Annotated in this window: 21 protein-coding genes and 1 tRNA gene; 15 read left to right on the top strand and 7 right to left on the bottom strand. The window is 62.3% G+C overall.

What is annotated here, in order from left to right:
* Positions 1-96 precede the first annotated feature (96 nt).
* From ISS97_RS19140 to ISS97_RS19130, 3 genes are all read left to right on the top strand, one after another.
* Positions 97-1,032 carry an isopenicillin N synthase family dioxygenase gene (locus ISS97_RS19140; RefSeq protein ID WP_379984584.1) on the top strand — a complete coding sequence of 312 codons (936 nt, stop codon included), beginning with the start codon at positions 97-99 and terminating at the stop codon, positions 1,030-1,032.
* Between the two features lie 77 nt (positions 1,033-1,109).
* A complete protein-coding gene (locus ISS97_RS19135) occupies positions 1,110-1,604 on the top strand; it encodes a hypothetical protein (protein WP_379984585.1) in 495 nt (164 codons plus the stop codon).
* 70 nt (positions 1,605-1,674) lie between these two features.
* Positions 1,675-2,373: a VIT1/CCC1 transporter family protein gene (locus ISS97_RS19130; protein ID WP_379984586.1), complete on the top strand. Its 699-nt coding sequence runs from the start codon at positions 1,675-1,677 to the stop codon at positions 2,371-2,373.
* Here ISS97_RS19130 and ISS97_RS19125 read toward each other — a convergent pair.
* Entirely contained in the window at positions 2,370-3,176 is an 807-nt protein-coding gene (locus ISS97_RS19125; protein ID WP_379984587.1) for an SDR family NAD(P)-dependent oxidoreductase, read from the bottom strand. The genes ISS97_RS19130 and ISS97_RS19125 overlap by 4 nt on opposite strands.
* A 129-nt stretch (positions 3,177-3,305) precedes the next feature.
* On the opposite strand from ISS97_RS19125, the gene tpiA reads away from it, so the two are divergent.
* From tpiA to ISS97_RS19110, 3 genes are all read left to right on the top strand, one after another.
* Positions 3,306-4,055: a triose-phosphate isomerase gene (gene tpiA / locus ISS97_RS19120; RefSeq protein WP_379984588.1), complete on the top strand. Its 750-nt coding sequence runs from the start codon at positions 3,306-3,308 to the stop codon at positions 4,053-4,055.
* 22 nt (positions 4,056-4,077) lie between these two features.
* Positions 4,078-4,518, top strand: coding sequence for a preprotein translocase subunit SecG (gene secG / locus ISS97_RS19115; RefSeq protein ID WP_379984589.1), 441 nt, complete (start codon positions 4,078-4,080; stop codon positions 4,516-4,518).
* Between the two features lie 11 nt (positions 4,519-4,529).
* A tRNA-Leu gene (locus ISS97_RS19110) sits at positions 4,530-4,614 on the top strand.
* A 248-nt stretch (positions 4,615-4,862) separates the two neighbouring features.
* On the opposite strand, the gene ISS97_RS19105 is transcribed toward ISS97_RS19110, so the two are convergent.
* Together ISS97_RS19105 and ISS97_RS19100 are read right to left on the bottom strand one after the other, a co-directional pair.
* The gene (locus tag ISS97_RS19105; protein ID WP_379984590.1) at positions 4,863-5,453 is read right to left on the bottom strand and encodes a glycine zipper 2TM domain-containing protein; all 591 of its coding nucleotides are present in this window, start codon (positions 5,451-5,453) and stop codon (positions 4,863-4,865) included.
* Positions 5,454-5,459: 6 nt separating this feature from the next.
* The gene (locus tag ISS97_RS19100) at positions 5,460-5,882 is read right to left on the bottom strand and encodes an RcnB family protein (RefSeq protein WP_379984592.1); all 423 of its coding nucleotides are present in this window, start codon (positions 5,880-5,882) and stop codon (positions 5,460-5,462) included.
* 558 nt (positions 5,883-6,440) lie between these two features.
* On the opposite strand from ISS97_RS19100, the gene ISS97_RS19095 reads away from it, so the two are divergent.
* Together ISS97_RS19095 and ISS97_RS19090 are read left to right on the top strand one after the other, a co-directional pair.
* Complete coding sequence (locus tag ISS97_RS19095) at positions 6,441-7,121, top strand: zinc ribbon domain-containing protein (RefSeq protein ID WP_379984593.1); 681 nt, start codon at positions 6,441-6,443, stop codon at positions 7,119-7,121.
* A 60-nt stretch (positions 7,122-7,181) separates the two neighbouring features.
* Positions 7,182-8,135, top strand: coding sequence for a LysM peptidoglycan-binding domain-containing protein (locus ISS97_RS19090; RefSeq protein ID WP_379984594.1), 954 nt, complete (start codon positions 7,182-7,184; stop codon positions 8,133-8,135).
* Between the two features lie 24 nt (positions 8,136-8,159).
* On the opposite strand, the gene ISS97_RS19085 is transcribed toward ISS97_RS19090, so the two are convergent.
* Positions 8,160-9,854, bottom strand: a complete 1,695-nt coding sequence (locus ISS97_RS19085; protein ID WP_379984595.1) for a protein kinase domain-containing protein — start codon at positions 9,852-9,854, stop codon at positions 8,160-8,162.
* Between the two features lie 7 nt (positions 9,855-9,861).
* The gene (locus ISS97_RS19080) at positions 9,862-10,320 is read right to left on the bottom strand and encodes an FHA domain-containing protein (RefSeq protein ID WP_379984596.1); all 459 of its coding nucleotides are present in this window, start codon (positions 10,318-10,320) and stop codon (positions 9,862-9,864) included.
* 185 nt (positions 10,321-10,505) lie between these two features.
* Here ISS97_RS19080 and ISS97_RS19075 point away from each other — a divergent pair, with 185 nt between their 5' ends.
* The 3 genes from ISS97_RS19075 to ISS97_RS19065 all read left to right on the top strand — a co-directional run bounded on the left by ISS97_RS19075 (position 10,506) and on the right by ISS97_RS19065 (position 13,044).
* The gene (locus tag ISS97_RS19075; protein WP_379984597.1) at positions 10,506-10,751 is read left to right on the top strand and encodes a hypothetical protein; all 246 of its coding nucleotides are present in this window, start codon (positions 10,506-10,508) and stop codon (positions 10,749-10,751) included.
* A gap of 284 nt (positions 10,752-11,035) precedes the next feature.
* Entirely contained in the window at positions 11,036-12,280 is a 1,245-nt protein-coding gene (locus ISS97_RS19070) for a hypothetical protein (protein ID WP_379984598.1), read from the top strand.
* 425 nt (positions 12,281-12,705) lie between these two features.
* Positions 12,706-13,044, top strand: coding sequence for a hypothetical protein (locus ISS97_RS19065; protein ID WP_379984599.1), 339 nt, complete (start codon positions 12,706-12,708; stop codon positions 13,042-13,044).
* A 60-nt stretch (positions 13,045-13,104) separates the two neighbouring features.
* Here the strand turns inward: ISS97_RS19065 and ISS97_RS19060 are convergent, their stop codons facing one another.
* Entirely contained in the window at positions 13,105-13,692 is a 588-nt protein-coding gene (locus ISS97_RS19060) for a DUF4337 domain-containing protein (RefSeq protein WP_379984600.1), read from the bottom strand.
* A 280-nt stretch (positions 13,693-13,972) separates the two neighbouring features.
* Between ISS97_RS19060 and ISS97_RS19055 the strand changes: the two genes are divergently transcribed.
* Positions 13,973-14,719 carry a polysaccharide deacetylase family protein gene (locus ISS97_RS19055; RefSeq protein ID WP_379984601.1) on the top strand — a complete coding sequence of 249 codons (747 nt, stop codon included), beginning with the start codon at positions 13,973-13,975 and terminating at the stop codon, positions 14,717-14,719.
* Entirely contained in the window at positions 14,716-15,792 is a 1,077-nt protein-coding gene (locus ISS97_RS19050) for a glycosyltransferase family 4 protein (RefSeq protein WP_379984602.1), read from the top strand. The genes ISS97_RS19055 and ISS97_RS19050 overlap by 4 nt, the downstream gene beginning before the upstream one ends.
* A 113-nt stretch (positions 15,793-15,905) precedes the next feature.
* Here ISS97_RS19050 and ISS97_RS19045 read toward each other — a convergent pair whose 3' ends face one another.
* Positions 15,906-16,109, bottom strand: a complete 204-nt coding sequence (locus ISS97_RS19045; RefSeq protein ID WP_379984603.1) for a hypothetical protein — start codon at positions 16,107-16,109, stop codon at positions 15,906-15,908.
* Between the two features lie 648 nt (positions 16,110-16,757).
* Between ISS97_RS19045 and ISS97_RS19040 the strand changes: the two genes are divergently transcribed.
* Both ISS97_RS19040 and ISS97_RS19035 read left to right on the top strand, forming a co-directional pair.
* Entirely contained in the window at positions 16,758-17,081 is a 324-nt protein-coding gene (locus tag ISS97_RS19040; protein WP_379984604.1) for an EF-hand domain-containing protein, read from the top strand.
* A 501-nt stretch (positions 17,082-17,582) separates the two neighbouring features.
* The gene (locus tag ISS97_RS19035) at positions 17,583-17,858 is read left to right on the top strand and encodes a hypothetical protein (RefSeq protein ID WP_379984605.1); all 276 of its coding nucleotides are present in this window, start codon (positions 17,583-17,585) and stop codon (positions 17,856-17,858) included.

Raw genomic sequence — 17,858 nt, 5'->3', positions numbered from 1 at the left:
AGGTTGTCTTACCCAGGTCGCCAAGGAATGGCCCGACGTGCCCCGCCCCTGCGGTGGCGGACTGAATCGACCGCACGCCAACCTGTGGATCACGACATGAAAAAAGTACCGACCCTGGATATCCGTCGCTACGACACCGACCGCGCCGCCTTCGTCGCCGAACTGGGCGCGGCCTACCGCGAATTCGGTTTCTGCTGCATTAGCGGCCACGGTATTCCGCGTGAACTGATCGATGGCGCCTACGACGCTTTCCAGCAGTTCTTCGCGTTGCCCACCGACACCAAGATGAAGTACCACGTGCCGGGGAGTGGCGGCGCGCGCGGCTACACGCCGTTCAAGGTGGAGACCGCCAAGGACAGCAAGTACGCCGACCTCAAGGAGTTCTGGCACGTGGGGCGCGAGATTCCGCGCGACTCCCGCTTTGCCGACGTGATGTCGCCCAATCTGTGGCCGACGGAAGTGGCCAGCTTCAAACAGTATGGCTACGGCTTGTTCGAGGCGCTGGATCAGCTCGGCACCCGTGTGCTGCGCGCGCTGGCCCTGCATATCGACTTGCCCGAGAACTACTTCGAGGACAAGACCGAACAGGGCAATTCGATCCTGCGTCCGATCCACTATCCGCCGATCACCGAGGAGAACATCCCCAACGTGCGCGCGGGTGCCCATGAAGACATCAACTTCATCACCCTGCTGGTCGGTGCGAGCGCGGAAGGTCTGGAAGTGCTGACCCGCGAAGGTGAGTGGCTGCCGATCACCACCGAGGGCGACGCCATCGTGGTCAATATCGGCGACATGCTGCAGCGCCTGACCAACCACGTGTATCCGTCCACCACGCATCGTGTGGTCAATCCACAGAATGAGAACGCGCGCAAGCCGCGTTACTCGGTGCCGTACTTCCTGCATCCGAATCCGGATGTAGTGCTCGATCCGCTGCCGCAGTGCGTGACGGCGGAAAACCCGAGCCGCTATGACACCTCGATCACCTCGCATGAGTACCTGCTGCAGCGCCTGCGCGAGATCAAGCTGATCTGACGCCAGGCATGACTTCCGGCCGGCGGGAACCGGCCGGAAGTCCGTTAGCCTCGGCTCCTCTTCAAAGGAGCGCCGTCATGCGACTTTCGCTGTTACCCGTCTGGGTGGTTGCCTCGTGTTGCGTCACGGCCGCTATGGCGGCAGAACCGGTCGTGGCACCCATGCGTGCCATGGATGGGCTGATCGGCCACTGGCAATGCCATGGCGTGTTCCCAGCTAGCGGCAAGACCATCGATTCCAGCATGCGTTTCGAGCCGGATCTCGGCGGCGAAGCCGTGCTCAAGCATCATGGCGATGTGGCACCGGCGCGTTATCGGGCGGTGGAGGCCTGGGCCTACGACGCCAAAGCGCAACGCTACAGCGCGACCGTGCAGGACAACTTTGGTGGTGCGCGGCGTTTCAACTCGGACGGTTGGGTGCAGGACACGCTCACCTGGACTTCATCGACGGAGGTACAGCCGGCGCAGCGTTTCGTCTATCTGCGCAAGGGGGCTGACCTGCAGGTCGACTGGCAGGTGATGAAGGAGGGGCAGTTCGTGGTGGGCGACACACTGACCTGCAAACGCCAGTAATTCGCTTTCTTAATCGAGAGGCTCGCTCCAGTCCCGGGTAAAGTGGCGCGTCTTCCACTGGAGCGCCGCCATGCCGCTGACACCGCATACGGAAAAACACTTCACCGCATCGGATACCGTGCGCGATCTGGTGATCGGCATGGCCGACGGGCTTACCGTGCCGTTTGCATTGGCAGCGGGCCTTTCGGGCGCGGTGGCGGCGAGCCGCGTGGTGGTGGTGGCGGGCGTCGCGGAGATTGCCGCCGGTGCGATCGCGATGGGGTTGGGCGGCTATCTGGCCGCGCGCGGCGACGCCGATCATTACCGTTCGGAACGGGCGCGTGAACACTATGAGGTGCGCGAGCTGGCGCATCGTGAAGAAGACGAAGTGGTGCAGATTTTTTCGCACTATGGTCTCGACCGCGCGGCCTGCACGCCGATCCTGGCGCATTTCCGTACTGACCCAGACGCCTGGGTCGATTTCATGATGCGTTTCGAGCTGGGGCTGGAACAGCCGGAGCCGGGACGGGCGTTACGTAGCGCGTTGACCATCGGCGGTGCTTATGTGGTCGGTGGTCTGGTGCCGCTGTTGCCTTACATGTTGATTGGCGGGCTGTCGCGCGCCTTGCCGGTGTCGGTGATCTGCACGCTGGTGGCGCTGGGTTTGTTCGGTGCGGCCAAGGCGCGCTTCACCGGTATCGGCATGGGACGTGGTGCGTTGCAGACCATGCTGGTCGGCGGCATCGCATCAGCGGCCGCCTTCCTGCTGGCGCGATGGATTGGCGGTTAGTCGGCGTGGCGGTAGCGTTTCGATTCGCGCGCCGATAACCACAACGCCATGCGATCCGGCATCAGCTTCACCAGGCTCTTGATGAAGCGGTTGAAGCGACCGGTGACGTGGACGATCTCGCCGCGTTCCACTGCTTCGTAGCTTTCTTGCACCACCGCTTCTGCGGTTTGCCACATATAGCTGGGCATCTTGTTGACCAGATCGCGCGTGCCGGTGACGTCGTGAAATTCCGACAAGGTGAAGCCGGGGCAAAGCGCGCATACGTTGATGCCGAGATGCCGGTTCTCCAGCGCCAGCGATTGCGAGAATTTGATCAGGTAGGCCTTGGATGCGGCGTACAGCGTGTGCCCGGCGGAGCCCGGCACATGGCCGGCCAGCGAGGCGACATTGACGATCCGTCCGTAGCTGCGTTGGCGCATGCCGGGCAATAAGCGCCAGGCGAGTTCGGCCGGTGCGGTGATCAGCACCTGGATGAAGTCCGCGTGCGTCTTCCACGCGGTCGCCTCGAACGTGCCAGGCACACCGTAGCCGGCGTTGTTGATCAGCCAGTCCACGTGCAGTCCGCGCTGGGCCAGGGCGTTGCATAGTTGTTCTGGCGCGGCGGGATCGGCCAGATCGCAGGGCAGCACCGTGACCTGGCACTGATGTTGCCGCCGCAATGCTTCGGCAAGGGCTTCCAGTCGATCGACGCGGCGGGCGGTAAGTACGAGGTCGTGCCCGCGTGCTGCGAGGTCGCGGGCGAAAGCGGCACCGATACCGGCGGAGGCGCCTGTGATCAGGCTGAGCGGACGGGACGGCGGCATGTATCTCTCGCGGTTTTGTGAATGCCCGCGATCTTGCCGGCTGCCGCCGTCGTGCGCCAGCCGGCATGGCGTTGCCGCGCCAGGGGCAGCTCGCTAAGCTCTCGCGTTTTTAGGGAAGGGACGCAGGCCATGCGCAAGAAGCTCGTTGCCGGTAACTGGAAGATGCATGGCAGCCGATCCATGGCGCAGGCTTTGGTCGGCGAGATCGTCGCCGGCAAGCCGTCCGCGATCGATGTTGCGGTGTTCCCGCCATTTCCCTATATCGCCGCGTTGGCCGACAGCCACATTGGTTCGGGCCTGGGTTTCGGCGCGCAGGACGTCAGTGAGCACGAAGGGCAGGGTGCCTATACGGGTGAAGTGTCGGCGGCGATGCTGGCCGACAGCGGTGCCCAGTGGGTGCTGGTGGGCCATTCGGAGCGTCGCCAGTATCACGGCGAGAGCGACGAGCTGGTTGCCCGCAAGTTCGCTGCCGCCCGTGCCGGCGGCCTTACTCCGATCCTTTGCGTCGGCGAGACCCTGGCCCAGCGCGAGGCCGGCGAGACGGAGGCGGTGATTGCCAGGCAGCTACTGGCCGTGATCGCGTTGAATGGTATCGGCAGTTTCGACACGGCTGTGATCGCCTACGAACCGGTGTGGGCCATCGGCACCGGCCGCACCGCGACCCCGGAGCAGGCGCAGGAAGTGCACGCGTTCATCCGTAGCCAACTGGCGAAGGAAGATGCTATGATCGGCGGTCTGACCCGGCTGCTTTACGGCGGCAGTGTCAAAGCGGCGAATGCCGCGGAACTGTTCGCGCAAGCGGACGTGGATGGGGGACTCATCGGAGGCGCTTCACTGACCTCTGCCGATTTCCTCGGTATCTGCGCCGCGGCGCACTGAGCGTACGGACTTCCGGAAACCCATGTTCGTCATTTTCAGCGTCTTCTACATCCTGATCGCCGCCGCGATGATCGTGCTGATTCTGATGCAGCGCGGCGCTGGTGCCGATGCGGGCTCCGGTTTCGGCGGCGGTGCTTCCGCCACCGTGTTCGGTGCGCGCGGTTCCTCCACTTTCATGACGCGCGCCACTGGCGTGCTGGCTGCGCTGTTCTTCCTGCTCAGCCTTGGCATGGGTATCTACCTGAGCCGTCATGGTGCGCCGCAGAACACCGGTGGCGATCTGGGCGTGATGTCCGGTCTTGCCAACCCGCCGGCTGCCACGCAAAATGCGCAGCCCTCCGCACCGGCCCCGGCCAATGCGGAAGTGCCGCAGGCCACCAAGCCTGCCGCTGGCGACGTCCCGGCCGCAGCCAAGAACACCAGCGAAGTTCCTGCAGCGACGGAACCCGCGAAGAAAAATTAAGTAAGACACCTGCCCAGGTGGCGGAATTGGTAGACGCACTACCTTGAGGTGGTAGCGACGCAAGTCGTGGGGGTTCGAGTCCCCCCTTGGGCACCAACAGCAGTTTCGGCAAGTCTCACGAGATTTCTGGAACGCATGAAACCCCGCCTAGTCGCGGGGTTTTTTGTTTCTGAGGATTTTGTCGATGTGCAAGGCTACGGATGGACGCAATGTCTGGAGCAACCGCCGCACCCAGCTCGCCTGCGCACTGGCGTCAGAAACAAAGCGGGCTCAGCAACACGCCGCCAACATCGCAACGTGTTCCTGAGCCCTGATTTCAACAGCGCTTACCGAGTCGAGTTGCCTTAGCGAGCTGACGAGACGGCGGTAACGCCTTCCTGCACCAGTACGCGATCGCCTGGGTCGTGATCCATACGCTGTGTGCGAGTGACGCCGTTGTATTCGTAGCGCACGTCGTAGCCGACGATCTTGTTGCTGCTGTTGTTTACTGTTTCGCAGCGGCGTTCGGTGGTTTGCGTTACCTGGTTCTGCTGCCGGCTTTCTTCGATTTTCTTGCCGGCGTAACCACCGCCGACGGCACCGGCGACGGTCGCCAACGTGCGGCCCTTGCCACCGCCGACCTGGTTACCCAGCAGGCCACCGGCCACCGCGCCGATCGCCATACCGGCGATCTGATGCTGATCCTTGGGCGGCTCGGTGTGTGAGACCACTTCGTCGTGACAGACCTGCTTGGGATTGTTGATGGTCTGGCGGACGGGGTCGACGCTGATCACACGGGCGTACTTGGCGCCGTTGTCGGCCGCCGACGAACCGCCGGGGGCCGCGGCCATGCCGGCGCCGGCATCGGCGCTGGCTTCACGGTTGCAGGCTGACAGGCTCAGGACGGCGGCGGCCGTCATTCCTGCGAAGAGTACATTGCGCATCAACATGGTCATCTCCGTTTAGTTGCCAAGCACGATGTCGGTGATGATGCCGGTGGCAATCGCGATCAGTACAAACTGGCCGTCGTCACCACGGACCCAGCGATAGCCCGGGCGCGGCTCATGCAGGTGATAGCGGTAGTAGTCGTCGACGTAGTACTCGCGAACGCGATAGCGCTCGGGCAGGCGGTCGCCGCGTCCGTAATGCTTGTCCCAGCCGAGGTGGCGGCCGTTGTCGTGACGGTCGTCGTCATGCCCTCGGCCGTGGCCGTGGCCGCGATCATTGTCATCATCATCATGGCCGCGGCCATGACCATGTCCGTGCCCATCGTCCGACCACCCGTGGTCCTGATCACGATCCCTGCCTTGCCAGGGTGCGGCTACCGCACTGATGGAGAGCGCAAGCAGCGATAGCGACGCCGTAGCGACGAAGAAGCGTTTCATATCAGGTCTCCCTAGACGTTGAGCTGGATAGTCATGCGCATGTGGCATGGAGTGGAAGCCCCCTTCCGAGGAATGAGGCTAAGAGTTTTCACCTGAACGACTGAGCTACTAGGAAGGGGTGTCGAGATGACGCTCTCCATCCGTTCAGCCAGCGCGTATCGAATTGGAAAGCAGCCTTCCCGTTTCAGAAAGAGAAAGGCCCCCTTGCGGGGGCCAGTGGGCGCATCAGCAGGGGACCGAATTGCCCGTTGCCCTTCAGTGGACCGTTCCTGGAGGACGAGCAAAGATTCCGGCATGCCCCATCTAGCGTCTATCAGAATAGTCCTAGATAAACGGCGGCGCTAAGCGAGGGGATCACAGACTCGAAAGCGAGCGTTTGTGCGGTTTCCGTCAGCCTATCGACAGCAGAAAGGTCAAAGGCTGCTCGCACAGAATGGGCTGCTCCGAGCAGGCAGGATCAAGGTGATGGCCAGCGAACTTTCGTCCTAATGGATTAGGCATAATCCGCGTTTTCCCGGCCCGGATAGCTGCGGCCTTGATGACGCCAACGAGGGAACGATGAGCGACGACCTGCACTTTTCCAACAACTACCACGACCTGAGTCAGCAATACGGTACCGGCGCGGGTTTCCAGTTCGAGTTTTATTGTCAGAGCTGCAGCGATACATGGCGCTCGCCTTTCGCGCCTTACCGAAGCGGTCAGGCATCGGGCTGGATGAGGGAAATCGGTAGCTTGGCCAGCAATCTGCTCGGCGGTCTGGGCGGCAGTCTGGACAATGCGGTGGAAGGTATCGCCAAAGCCGGCTGGGGCACGTCTCGTGATGCGGCGTTCAAGGAGGCTATTACCGCCGCGGAGAACCATTTCCATCGCTGCGCCAGTTGCCATCACTACGTATGCGACCGCTGCTTCAGTACCGATAGCGGGCTGTGCCAGACCTGCGCTCCTGATATCTCCACGCAAGTCCAGGCCGCACGCCATCAAGGCAAGCTGGAGGCGGCCAAGGACAATGCGCGCGAACTGGGCAAGAGTCAGGCCGGCCAGGTCGATATCGCTACCGAGCGGCAGCTGGTTTGCCCGCAGTGCGGATGCGAAGCGAGGGGCGGTAAGTTCTGTCCTGATTGCGGGCATCGTTTGGCGGCACCGGATCAGTGCACTGGCTGCCAGGCAGAACTGCCAGCCGGCAGCCGCTTCTGCCCGGAGTGCGGCAAGCCCGCCAATACAGCAGTGAAGACCGGCTGATTTTCGTTTCCACGGATGAGTTAGCCTGACAGCCGGTTCGCGTGGAGCAGTGACGCAAGCATGATGAAGGTACAGGGGGATGTGGCCGTCGGCTTCCCGTGGAAGCGGGCCACAGCGGTGGTGGTTCTTTCCGCGGCAATGCTCGGCCTGGCCGGTTGCGCGCAGATGAAGGCACTCAAGTCGAAGGTGGGAGGCCCGTCGTCCGACAATGCTCCCGCCGCAACGGTGGAAAAGCCCGTCGAGATGGCGAGTACCGAAGGAGGGCGGGAGCCTTCGCTCGCGGCAATCGTGAATGGCGATCTGCAGCAAGGGCATTACGCCGTTGGCGAAAAGGCCCTGCGGCAATACCTGCGGCAGCATCCCGGTGACCGCTCGGCGCAGGGCATGCTGCGTCAGCTCACGAGCGATCCGGCACAGATGCTTGGCAGCTCGTCTCGAACGTATGTCGCGCAGTCGGGCGACTCCTACAGTTCCCTCGCCGCGCGCTATCTCGGTGACGCGAATCTGTTTCTGGTGCTGGCGCGCTACAACGGCTCGACCAACCCTTCCTTGCTGCGTGCCGGCCAGACATTGCGCTTGCCGGCGTCGGCCAAGAACGTCGCGTCGCAAGGGCTGGTGGCGGACAGCGGTAGCGAGGCGTCATCCGACGACACGCTGATAGTGCGCCCCAGTGCCGTGTCGGACACCGAATCGCCCACAGCGAAAGCGGCTCGCCTACAGAAGGAAAGTGTCGCCCTGTCCAGTCAGGGGCAGAAGGCGCAGGCGTTGGCTCGTCTCGGCGAGGCATTGAGCCTGGATCCAAAACTCAAGCCGAGCGGAAGCGAGGCATCGTCTTTGCGTACGCAGTTGCTGTCCTCGTACCACGAGCGCGCGATCGTGCTGTATCGCGACCAACAACTTGATCCCGCCATTGCGCTATGGGATCGGGTACTGGCGATCGACCCCAGCTACGAGCCGGCCACGGTTTATCGCGCACGCGCGCTGGAACTCAAGAAACGGCTCACGCAACTGTGAGCATGCGGTTGCCGGAGCCTGGCTTTAGCCGGGCTCCCTTTCGCGCGATGGCGCAGGCATAACCTGCGTTGGTTGCGTAACGTCGCCAGCCTTAGCCTGCCGGGGAGTACGCGGTCGTGGCTGCTGCTTCGACTGCAGCGCGCTGTTCATCAGGTTGAACGTATGGAACAGCTGCCCAAGTTCGTCCCGGCGAGTCAGGCGAATGCGATGGGCGAAGTCGCCGCGTGATACACGCAGCAAAGCGTCGCCCAGCAGATCCAGCAACATCAGCGGCTGACGGAACAGCCAGTAGGCCGCACCCACCACGGCAATCAGCGTCACCAACAGCACGGCGACAATCACCCACAGCGTGGTTCTCTGAGCCGCGCGCAGCGGTTCGGTGTTGATGCCCAACCGCAATTCGCCCACCGCCTTGGTCTGATAGCGGATGGGCACATCGAACATCAGGGTTTCATCCGCCTGTGAGTCGTCCTTGGCGAGATAGCTTTCGCTGCCATCTGGCGTGGCCTGTCGCTGCGATGCGGCGGGGGCGGGGAGTTCGCCGTTGATTTCATCCGGGCGAGTACTCGCGACCACGTGGCCGGAGCGATCCGCGATAGCCAGGTAATGGATCTGCCGATTGCGCGAAATGTCCTCGACCAGCGCGCGGGTCGCTGCGCGATCGCCAAGTAGCAAATTCTCGGCAGACTCGCTGGCGATCATGCGTCCCATGGATTGGCCGAAATCCTGAGCCAGCCCGGTGGCGGCGCTGTTCTGCTTCGCATAGATCGCGGCCAGACCAAGCAGGAGCACCAGCGTAAGAATGGCGCCGAGCATGCTGGCCCAGCGCAGGCGCAGCGAAATGATACGGGCGGTCAACGGCTTCTCATGCAGGCGCTCGTACTCTCGTCGGGCTGCACGCAGGCCATCGACTACCTCGGCGCCGCGCTGATAGCGCGTATCTGCGGTGGGAGCCAGCAACGTGCGCACAACATCGACCAGCATCGAAGGCGTCGCCGGATCACGCGGTTCGATCGTGGGCAGCGGCGTATGCAGGCGTTCCTTAAGCAGCTCCTGCACGTCACCGGTTCCCGACCACGGCGACTTGCCAACGATCAGCCAGTACAACACCACGCCCAACGAGAACAGATCGCTACGCGCATCGCTGGGCTCGCCACGCAGGCGCTCCATTGCCATATACGTCGGCGTGCCGCCGATCTCTTTGGGTGCGCTACCCGAGGTCTGGCGTGTTCGGCGACGCTCGGCGATGCCGAAGTCCGCGATCTTCGCGTAGTGCCAGCCATCGGCCAGCATGATGTTTTCGGGTTTGATGTCGTGGTGGACGATGCCTTGCGCATGCGCATAGTCGAGTCCCGCCGCGATCTGGCTCGCCAGTTCGATAACTATCTCTGGCGAAGGAAAGCCCTCACTGGCGACGCGGCTCGCCAGCGTCTCGCCGGACAGTCGCTCCATCGCGATATACGGGCGTCCATCGTCGGTTTCGCCCGCCTCGAAAATCGTAACGATGTGGGGGTGAGTCAGATGGCCGGCAGCACGGGCCTCGATCTGAAAGCGCTTGCGATAGCCAGGATCGTCAGCTACTTCTCGATGCAGGCATTTGATCGCCACCTGGCGCTCGATGTCCGGATCGAACCCGGCATAGACGACGGCCATCGCGCCTTGGCCGAGGATGCCGTCAATGCGATAGCGGCCAACGCTCCGCGGAAAGCTGTCGGTCATGAGGTGGTTACTTCGCAAGCTGCCAGATCAGAACGCCCAGGGCGATGGCTGCCATCAAACCAGCGGCCAGATAGCTAAGGAGGGAGGGCGTCGGCAGACCGCGCTCGCGCGTGCGGAATACAAACTCGGCCTGCCCCAGGCGGATGCGGTCGCCGTGTTTGAGCACCGCCTCATGCACACGCTTGTCGTTGACGAAGGTGCCGTTGGTCGACAGCGTATTCATGATCAAGTAGTGGCCGTGCTGATTGATGATCCACGCGTGCGACGCCGAGACGCTCAGATCATCGATCACGATGTCGTTGTCACTACGCCGGCCAACGGTCTGGCGGCCCGAGCGCAGGGAATGACGGCGACCCTTGAGTCCGGTGCTGACACCTTCGAGCACCGGATCATGCGGACTGGCCCGGCCGTTCGATGCCGTCTCCGCTTCGCTGGCGAGTTGACGCAACTCCTCGGCGGAAAACAACCGGGTTCCCTGGGGGCCCGCGGTGGGTCGGCCGGGAGAGCGGGAGGGCGTCGGGTGCGGCTGGTTCATCGGATGCCTTGGCATCAAAAACGGGCCGTCACTATATCCACAACACCGCCTTCGGTACGCTTTCCCCACTGCTGGGCCTGGGATGGGCATGGCAGCACAGGGAGGGGGCGAAGGTTATGAGGTTGGCCAAAGTGTGGGTCAACGGGAACCGCGTCGCGGCGCAGTTGACCGAAGGGTATGTGCTCGGGGTGATCGCAGGGCCATGTTCTGTCGAATCAGGATCGGCGCTGTACGGCGTGGATCGAAGGCGTGGCGAGCAAACCTGGCGCAGCAAGGATGGCGCGCAGCTATCCGTCAATGTTGAGCGCTTTGACGTCGAAGCGAGTGGCGCGTGGCACTGGCTCGAAGGCGATAGCCCGTAGCGGCATCACCCCAAGAATCCCCGGCGACCGAGCCACAGCAGTAGACCCGGTCGCCGCCGACGTGCTCGCCGGTACACACCTTCCTGGCATGTCGGAAAAGGCCAGTGAGGAGGAGTGCTTTCGAGCGGGGGCGCGTCGAGAGTCCGCCTCAGGGCCGGCGGCATGGTCGTTTTCTGCGCGATCACTCAGAATCAGACTATTCCTAGGCAACAGTCCTGGGTGACGGAAATGCCAAGTGCGTCACATTGATGGCCGCACTGGCTTGCACGCGACATGGAGGCCACTTGAGCGACAACACCCGATCCAACGCCGGGTTCCGATTCCTGCTGGGCCTGTCGTCCCTGGGACTTTGGGGCTCGATCCTTGTTACCGCATTGATCTTCATGGGCCGCGGTGGTGGCGACTACGGCACCGGGATGGCCATGGGTCTGCTGCTGCTCGCCTGCCTCGCCGTGGCTGGTGGCGCATTGTTGCTGTTCGGGCTCTACACCGTAGGCGCGCGCCCCTGGCGGCTGGCTGCTGGTGCAGAGCGCAAAGCGTTTGTGGTGCACGCTTGGCTGGCGGGTGTCGTGTTGCTTGTGGGCGGCAGCTCGGTCGCCAGGTCCTATCTGGAAGACCTCAAGAGCGCGCACACCCGGAAGCAGGCCGAGCATCAGTACAAGATCGTCGAAGCCATCACCAAGGACGACACCCAGGACTTCGCGAGCCAGGTCAATCTCTGTGGCGATCTCTGCGCCGGTGACACCTGGGTGGAAGAAGCCGTGGACCGGCGTGCATCAGGCGTACTCGCGTGGCAATTGAGCAGCCTCAATAAGGCGCAATACCAGCACCTCTATACCGAGCGCAGCAGTAAGCGCGGCTGCCAAGGTGGCTCGATGTTCGACATGTCCATGCCCGTGTCTGGCCTGGCAGGTTTGCGCTACCAGCCCGAGATGATCCGCGCGCTGGAGCCGTTCTGGACAGCTGATGATCTCCACGCAGCACTTTGGGGTGCAGCGGCGGGCGATCATCCCGAAGGCATGCAGGCCTTGATCGAGGCCGGCGCCGATCCGTCGAAGCCATCGTCATCCGCCAAAGAAGGCAGCCTGATTCTCGCCGCTGCCGCGCGTGGTGCGGAACACACGCTAGCGTGGTTGGCGACACGGGGCTATCACATCGACGCGGCTACCCAGCGCGACCTCTGGATGGTATTGATCGATTGGGGAAACAACACCGCCGCCGAGACCTATCGCGGACGGATGGATAACGTGCTCAGTTCGCTGATCGCCATGGGTGCCAGCATCACGCCGGCCAGCCCGGCGAGTGACCCGCTGCGCTTGGCACTGGAGAAAGGCGATTCGATTCTCGCCAAGGCACTCGTGCGTCGTGGTGCAAGCGATGCGGCGTGGTCGCCGGATGAGCGCAAGGCCTTCGCTGAACTAGTGGCGCAATCCGAGGAAGAGGAAGGCATGTCGCAGGATAGTTTTCATCTGCGATGCAATCCGTTTGGGTTGCGGGAGGCGGAAGAAGCGGGGACGGATCGGGAGTAGGTCGGCGCCAATGCGTTGAATCGTGCTTGCTCCAAGTAGTTACAGGGAGCATCGAGCTACTAGCAAGCGATCTGGCCGCGGACGCTGGAGAGACGACAGTTAACCCGGGGATGGTTGGTCGGATGCTCTATGGAATTCTCTGCCGACTCGACATGGCTAAGAGCCTGATAAATGCATTGGAGCTAACGGACTGAACGTCATGGCGTCTATCGTCGATGCAAACTAGAGCGCTCAAGTTCACCTGACGACGCGGCAAAGCCCTACAGACGCGCGCATCCATCTTCCGCTACGTTCGGCCAGTCACCAACGCTGTCTCTCGTGGGGCTACGTTGGTGACCATTGCAGCGATGCAGTGAAGTAGCGCGGATCGCATGGGCGGCTACCCATACGACCCGCTAACCAAACCAACTATAGGAGAGTTGATTGTGGCTAAGCCCGATCATACGGCACCCGTTCGCCTGTCGGATCCCCCCGGCGACAAACCCTCCCTCTCTCGCAACCGCTCGCGTGCTCTTTCAGGCGCGGATAGAGAAGCGCGCAAGCGCCGCTCGATCAAACTCACCGGCATTGCTATTGCCGTGGATGCGGTGGCGTGCGTGCTTGCTCGCAGCGACGCGCTCGAGGGCGCGCAAGCCCATGCCATGTCAGCGGATGCAACGCACGATCCGCTGACGCTGGAGTGCAGGGGCGGGTTACTCGTTGCGGTTCACTTTCTCAATCAGTACGCGAAAAAGTTGAAGCAAGGGAAAGTGACAGACGGTTAGTGCCCTGTGATCACCCGCGGCACATCGCGTTATGAGCACGGTGTGCCGCACCTGGCAGCTTCAAAGTCCGCTGAAAAACGCATAGGCGAACAGCGCGCAGCCCACCAGTCCCAGGGCAACGGAAGCCCACCAGGCGGGACGCTTGCGTGTGAGCGCAGCTACCGCACCCAGTGCAATACCTACCTGCAATAGCGCTACCGATTCGGCATAGCGATGGTGCTGGTGCATCAGGTGATCGGCTTCGGCCGATTTGGCGTCGCGCTCGTGTTCGAGTTCGCGCGCCTGGGTGTCGATTTCGTGTTGTTCTTTGAGGTAGCGGGCTTCGTCCTCGGCAAGCTTTGCCGGTGGCGTTCTATCTGCCGCGCTCCAAGCACTTTGTGCGTTGTGCACGATGGCCGCCTTGACGCCTTTGGCCTGGTAGTACGCCCATGCATCGGAGGCCTTGGCCTGCAGGGCAGTGGCTTCGGTCTTGAGGATCAAGGCTTCATTCGCGGTGCTGCCGGCTTGCAGTGAGGTGATCGCAGCAAGGGCCGCGAACACCGCCGTGCTGAGTGCCACGGTGCGGAGCAGGTTGCCGCCTTCGCGCTCCACCTCTTCCGCAATGGCTTCGCGCAGTTTGTCGGTGTCGACTTCGATCTCTTCGGGCATGGCGCGCGTATCGGTTGATGAGGGTGGCGCATTGTATGCGCGGTGGAGTGGGGCTTTGGGAGGCGAACGGAATTGCGGCGAGGGGCATTTCTTGCGCTTCATCCCCCAGTTGTCAGGAACGACAGCGCGACGACAGCCTGATTTGCTGGAATGCCTTTGCTTCCCCCCAGTACGTTGATCGAGTCCAGTTCACTTGTTTGTGCACGGCCAGGTCGAGCCACGATTCGGCATTGGCCTGACAGCGTGAGTCAGGTTGGAGCAAGCCTTCCGGAGCGGAGACATGGCGCAAGCGGTATCCCGCGGTAACGACAGACTGCCCATTCTCATGTACCACAACATCGCGCCTGCACCGCGCGATCTGCGCGTCTATCGCAGCTTGTACGTCAGCCCCGAGACGTTTGCCCGCCAGATGTGGTTGCTGCATCGGCTTGGCTATACAGGTTTGTCGATGTCCGCCGCCATGCCTTACCTACGAGGCGAACGTCAGGGACGTGTCGTCGTCATCACGCTCGACGATGGCTATGTCGACAATCTTGAGTCTGCGCTGCCAGTGCTGTCACGGTTCGGTTTCAGCGCAACGGTTTATGCCGTCAGTGGAAGTGTTGGCCGTTTCAATACGTGGGACGCGGAGCGCCTGGGTATTCGCAAACGCCTGATGTCAGTCGACGAGTTGCAGGCCTGGCACAGCGGTGGCATGGAGATTGGTGCGCACTCGCAAACGCATCCCCGTTTGACGCATTGCGACGATCGCCAGTTACGCAACGAAATTCGGGGCAGCAAGGTCGATCTGGAAGATCGCCTGGGCCTGGAGGTTACGCAGTTCTGCTACCCCTATGGCGACGCGGATGATCGCGTCGCCATCGCTACCCGGGAAGCCGGTTATACGGCGGCCACGACCACGCGTCGCGGGCGTGCGGTGCCCGGTTCGGATCTTTGGCGGCTGCCGCGGGTACAGGTGGCGAGACACCATTTCCTGCCCCAGTTCGCTATGCGCACGCTGACCGGTTATGAGGATCGGCGTGCATGAAGTTTCTTTTCGTGGGCACCAATCCGGAGAACACCGGCGGGGCGACACACTTCGTCGCGCTGGCGCAGGCGCTGGTGGAGGTGGGGCATTCGGTCGATGTGGTCGCTTATCCAGGCGGCCTGATTGCGAAAGAACTGGCCCACTCCGAAGTCCGTTTGTACGGCGCCACGTTCCGTAATGCCTATGACCTACGTGGCTACGCCAAGGTGATGGCGGCGGCAAAACAATCGAAACCTGATTGGCTGGTGGGCAACTTCGGCAAGGAGTACTGGCCGCTGATTGTGATGGGGCGTTTGCTTGGCGTGCCGGTGGCGCTCTTTCGTCATCGCACGCCGCCGATGAAGCGACTCTCGGCCTACCTGATTCCGCGTCTGGCGCAGCGTTTTTTCGCGGTGTCGAACTATGCCCGGCAGGCGTATCTGGATCGCGGCGTGCCGGCCGGGTTGGTGCGCGTGCTCTATAACCCGGTCAACTTGGCGCGATGCCGGCCAGATGCACGTAAGCGAGGTGCGACTCTGCAATCGCTTGGCATCGATGATGAGGCCATCGTGCTGGGCTATTCCGGACGCATGCACGGGGGCAAAGGGATTTTCACTTTGCTCGAAGCAGCGACGGCGGCTATGGCGGAAGAGCCGCGGCTGCATTGCCTTTGGGTGGGTGATGGTCCAGAGGCTCAGGATCTGCGTGCCCGTGTCGCCGCAGGGCCGGTCGCAACACGGCATCACTTTCTCGGCTGGACGCACGACGTCAGTCCCTATTACAGCGCGATGTCGATGTTGGCGTTTCCATCGATTGCACCGGAGACGTTTGGCCGCGTTTCGATCGAGGCGCAGGCATCGGGGGTTCCGGTGCTGGCGAGCAACGTTGGTGGCGTGCCCGAAACGTTGCGTCCGGATGTGACAGGGGTGCTCCTGCCGCCAGGTGATGCGGATGCATGGCGCCGCGCCATTCTGAAGATGTGCAACGCATCGTTTCAGCGGCCGATGGCCGAGGCGGCGCGGTTGTACGTGCAGGAGCACTTCAGCACAGCGGTCATCGCGGATGAGTTCGTGAAGATCCTGGCCGATCATTAGGAACGCACCGGCTTGAGCACTGACGAGTGCCGACGCAAGAAAGGCCATCTTGCGATGGCCTTTCGGATGGATGCCTGCGCGGGTTGGAGGCCAGGTGGCCTGACCTCAGGCGCTTACCGGCTGCGAATGCGCGTATTCGGTGCCGTCGGGCGTGTGGGAGCGGTGCCGGGGTGCGCGGGGTCTCTCGCAAACTGCTTTGTCGTGCGATAAGCCGGCGCGGCTTTTTCTTCGGTGCTGCGTTCGGGCTTGGTGTGTGTGGCGCCGCTGTAGACGTCGTGAATGCTGGCAAGCGAAAGCGGTTTGGGCGGTGGATTCATGAATGGGCTCGCTGGAGATCGGCTGCCGTATCGACAGGCCGAAGGTTTCGGGCTCTCCAAAGTGCGGGAGAGTGCGTCGCGAACTGGAGAGTGAAAGCTGGCCGTATCCGGAAAACCGCTACGTGGTCGGCCTAACTCCAATCGACAGGTGGTCGAACCGTCTTGTTTCTACACACGTATGCACGTGGTGCCTTGTGCATGCGGTGGTGCCACAACGCCTCCATGTCGGGGGCGTGATCCAGCTATTTCTTTACACACTACTCCTACGGACGGGTCGAGTTGTTACGTCCCTGCAACGCCGCCCTGCGAGTGGCTTGATTGCTAGTGTCATGGAATGGGGCTAGGGTCGAATCCTTACCGCCTCGTTGGGGACGCATATGCCGCTCGTTTTGATCGAGGCCTGGGCTGATGGGCCGGATGCCTCAGGGTTGTGGCGGGGCGGCTGGCGTCTCTTGCAGGATGGCATGGCTGTTCGGGGGCGTTTTGGCGTTACGGCGAAACGTTTCGCGAATCGCGACGACGCCATCAGCGCCGCTACCGTGCTGGGGAATTCGGACAAACGTAATTTGCCGTCCGCAGATGCTTCAGCCCGAGAGGACCTTGGTAAATAATCAAGGGCTCTGTTTTCATCGTGTTGAAGGAGTTCCCATGTATCGCATAGCGCGTGCCGCGTTGATTGTTGCCGTTGGTCTTGGCCTGCCGATGTGGGCTTCAGCCCAGGCCGGGGTCGGGCGGTTGGCCTCCAAGCTGGATGTGGTGTCCAAGAACTTTGATGCTGCAGATCGCGATCACGATGGCCTGCTGACCAAGGACGAGGCCAAGGCGGGCAACGTGCCGTTCATTGCGAGCCACTTCGACCAGATCGATCGCGAGCATCGCGGCAAGATATCCAAGCAGGATGTAGCGGCTTATCTGCAGTCGCGAGTGCGGCCGGCGCCGGCCGCGGCATCCACCGCAGCGAAGCCGGATTAAGCGCCGTAGAAATCTGATAGGAAAAGCCCTACAGAACGACGCGCCGATCCCCGCTAGGTCGTCGCAAGGGATCGGCGCAAGCTATCTCTGCCCCGTGAGTCAGGCGGTGGGCGAAACGCCCGCGCCAGCCGATGACCGGGGTGTTCTTCTGCATGGCTCACGCCCCTGAGCCAAGGCTTTGGCGCCCCGGACTAGGTACGGGGCGCCTTTTCTATTTCTGGGGGTGTCCAACGGTCAGGTGAGTACGCCGGTCTTCGAATAAATTCAATGAATCCAATGGATTGATGGGTTTATTTGAGGTGATTTTGGTTTTGGCGGCGGCAAGACACTAAGCGCCTTGAGGAATGCATCCTGTGGTGAGCGTCGCATCGCGCCGACACACAAGTAGTCTCATGCCTACAAACACCTGGGTAAGGAGCCGATAGGAGAACTCCATAGGAAAGGGCACTCTTTCCGAGTCGGCGAGTCAGGAAGATGCGGCCGTGCCCGCTAAGCCTTCCGATGACCCGGCCTCCTACCACCGCACAGGTCGCGCAGATGATCGTCTACTCGCTCAAGCAGTCGCCCGAAGGTCAGTGGAGTGTGTGCCGTTCGGGCTTTTCCCTGTTCAGTGATTTGCGGCTCGGACCGGCGATTACCCTGGCGCGTGAAGTGGCACGCGACGAACACGCGCGTTCCGGACGCTCGGTGTGCGTCGAGATGCCGGGGCCGGAATCCTCGATCCGTCTTGCGCAGTACGCCCGGCCGGAACCCATTCCGCTGGTCGCCGCGGCCTGA

Origin of the sequence: Dyella koreensis (genome assembly GCF_044904565.1) — a bacterium.
Classification (GTDB): domain Bacteria; phylum Pseudomonadota; class Gammaproteobacteria; order Xanthomonadales; family Rhodanobacteraceae; genus Dyella_D; species Dyella_D koreensis.
This window is presented reverse-complemented; position numbering and strand designations above follow the sequence as displayed.

What these genes read in the sequence shown, in the direction of transcription:
- ISS97_RS19100 (WP_379984592.1), bottom strand. Translation starts at nt 5,882, where the DNA reads ATGAAACGCTTCTTCGTCGCTACGGCGTCGCTATCGCTGCTTGCGCTC.
- ISS97_RS19035 (WP_379984605.1), top strand. Translation starts at nt 17,583, where the DNA reads ATGACCCGGCCTCCTACCACCGCACAGGTCGCGCAGATGATCGTCTAC.
- ISS97_RS19105 (WP_379984590.1), bottom strand. Translation starts at nt 5,453, where the DNA reads ATGACCATGTTGATGCGCAATGTACTCTTCGCAGGAATGACGGCCGCC.
- ISS97_RS19050 (WP_379984602.1), top strand. Translation starts at nt 14,716, where the DNA reads ATGAAGTTTCTTTTCGTGGGCACCAATCCGGAGAACACCGGCGGGGCG.
- secG (WP_379984589.1), top strand. Translation starts at nt 4,078, where the DNA reads ATGTTCGTCATTTTCAGCGTCTTCTACATCCTGATCGCCGCCGCGATG.
- ISS97_RS19130 (WP_379984586.1), top strand. Translation starts at nt 1,675, where the DNA reads ATGCCGCTGACACCGCATACGGAAAAACACTTCACCGCATCGGATACC.
- tpiA (WP_379984588.1), top strand. Translation starts at nt 3,306, where the DNA reads ATGCGCAAGAAGCTCGTTGCCGGTAACTGGAAGATGCATGGCAGCCGA.
- ISS97_RS19090 (WP_379984594.1), top strand. Translation starts at nt 7,182, where the DNA reads ATGATGAAGGTACAGGGGGATGTGGCCGTCGGCTTCCCGTGGAAGCGG.
- ISS97_RS19125 (WP_379984587.1), bottom strand. Translation starts at nt 3,176, where the DNA reads ATGCCGCCGTCCCGTCCGCTCAGCCTGATCACAGGCGCCTCCGCCGGT.
- ISS97_RS19060 (WP_379984600.1), bottom strand. Translation starts at nt 13,692, where the DNA reads ATGCCCGAAGAGATCGAAGTCGACACCGACAAACTGCGCGAAGCCATT.
- ISS97_RS19040 (WP_379984604.1), top strand. Translation starts at nt 16,758, where the DNA reads ATGTATCGCATAGCGCGTGCCGCGTTGATTGTTGCCGTTGGTCTTGGC.
- ISS97_RS19095 (WP_379984593.1), top strand. Translation starts at nt 6,441, where the DNA reads ATGAGCGACGACCTGCACTTTTCCAACAACTACCACGACCTGAGTCAG.
- ISS97_RS19045 (WP_379984603.1), bottom strand. Translation starts at nt 16,109, where the DNA reads ATGAATCCACCGCCCAAACCGCTTTCGCTTGCCAGCATTCACGACGTC.
- ISS97_RS19055 (WP_379984601.1), top strand. Translation starts at nt 13,973, where the DNA reads ATGGCGCAAGCGGTATCCCGCGGTAACGACAGACTGCCCATTCTCATG.
- ISS97_RS19085 (WP_379984595.1), bottom strand. Translation starts at nt 9,854, where the DNA reads ATGACCGACAGCTTTCCGCGGAGCGTTGGCCGCTATCGCATTGACGGC.
- ISS97_RS19075 (WP_379984597.1), top strand. Translation starts at nt 10,506, where the DNA reads ATGAGGTTGGCCAAAGTGTGGGTCAACGGGAACCGCGTCGCGGCGCAG.
- ISS97_RS19140 (WP_379984584.1), top strand. Translation starts at nt 97, where the DNA reads ATGAAAAAAGTACCGACCCTGGATATCCGTCGCTACGACACCGACCGC.
- ISS97_RS19135 (WP_379984585.1), top strand. Translation starts at nt 1,110, where the DNA reads ATGCGACTTTCGCTGTTACCCGTCTGGGTGGTTGCCTCGTGTTGCGTC.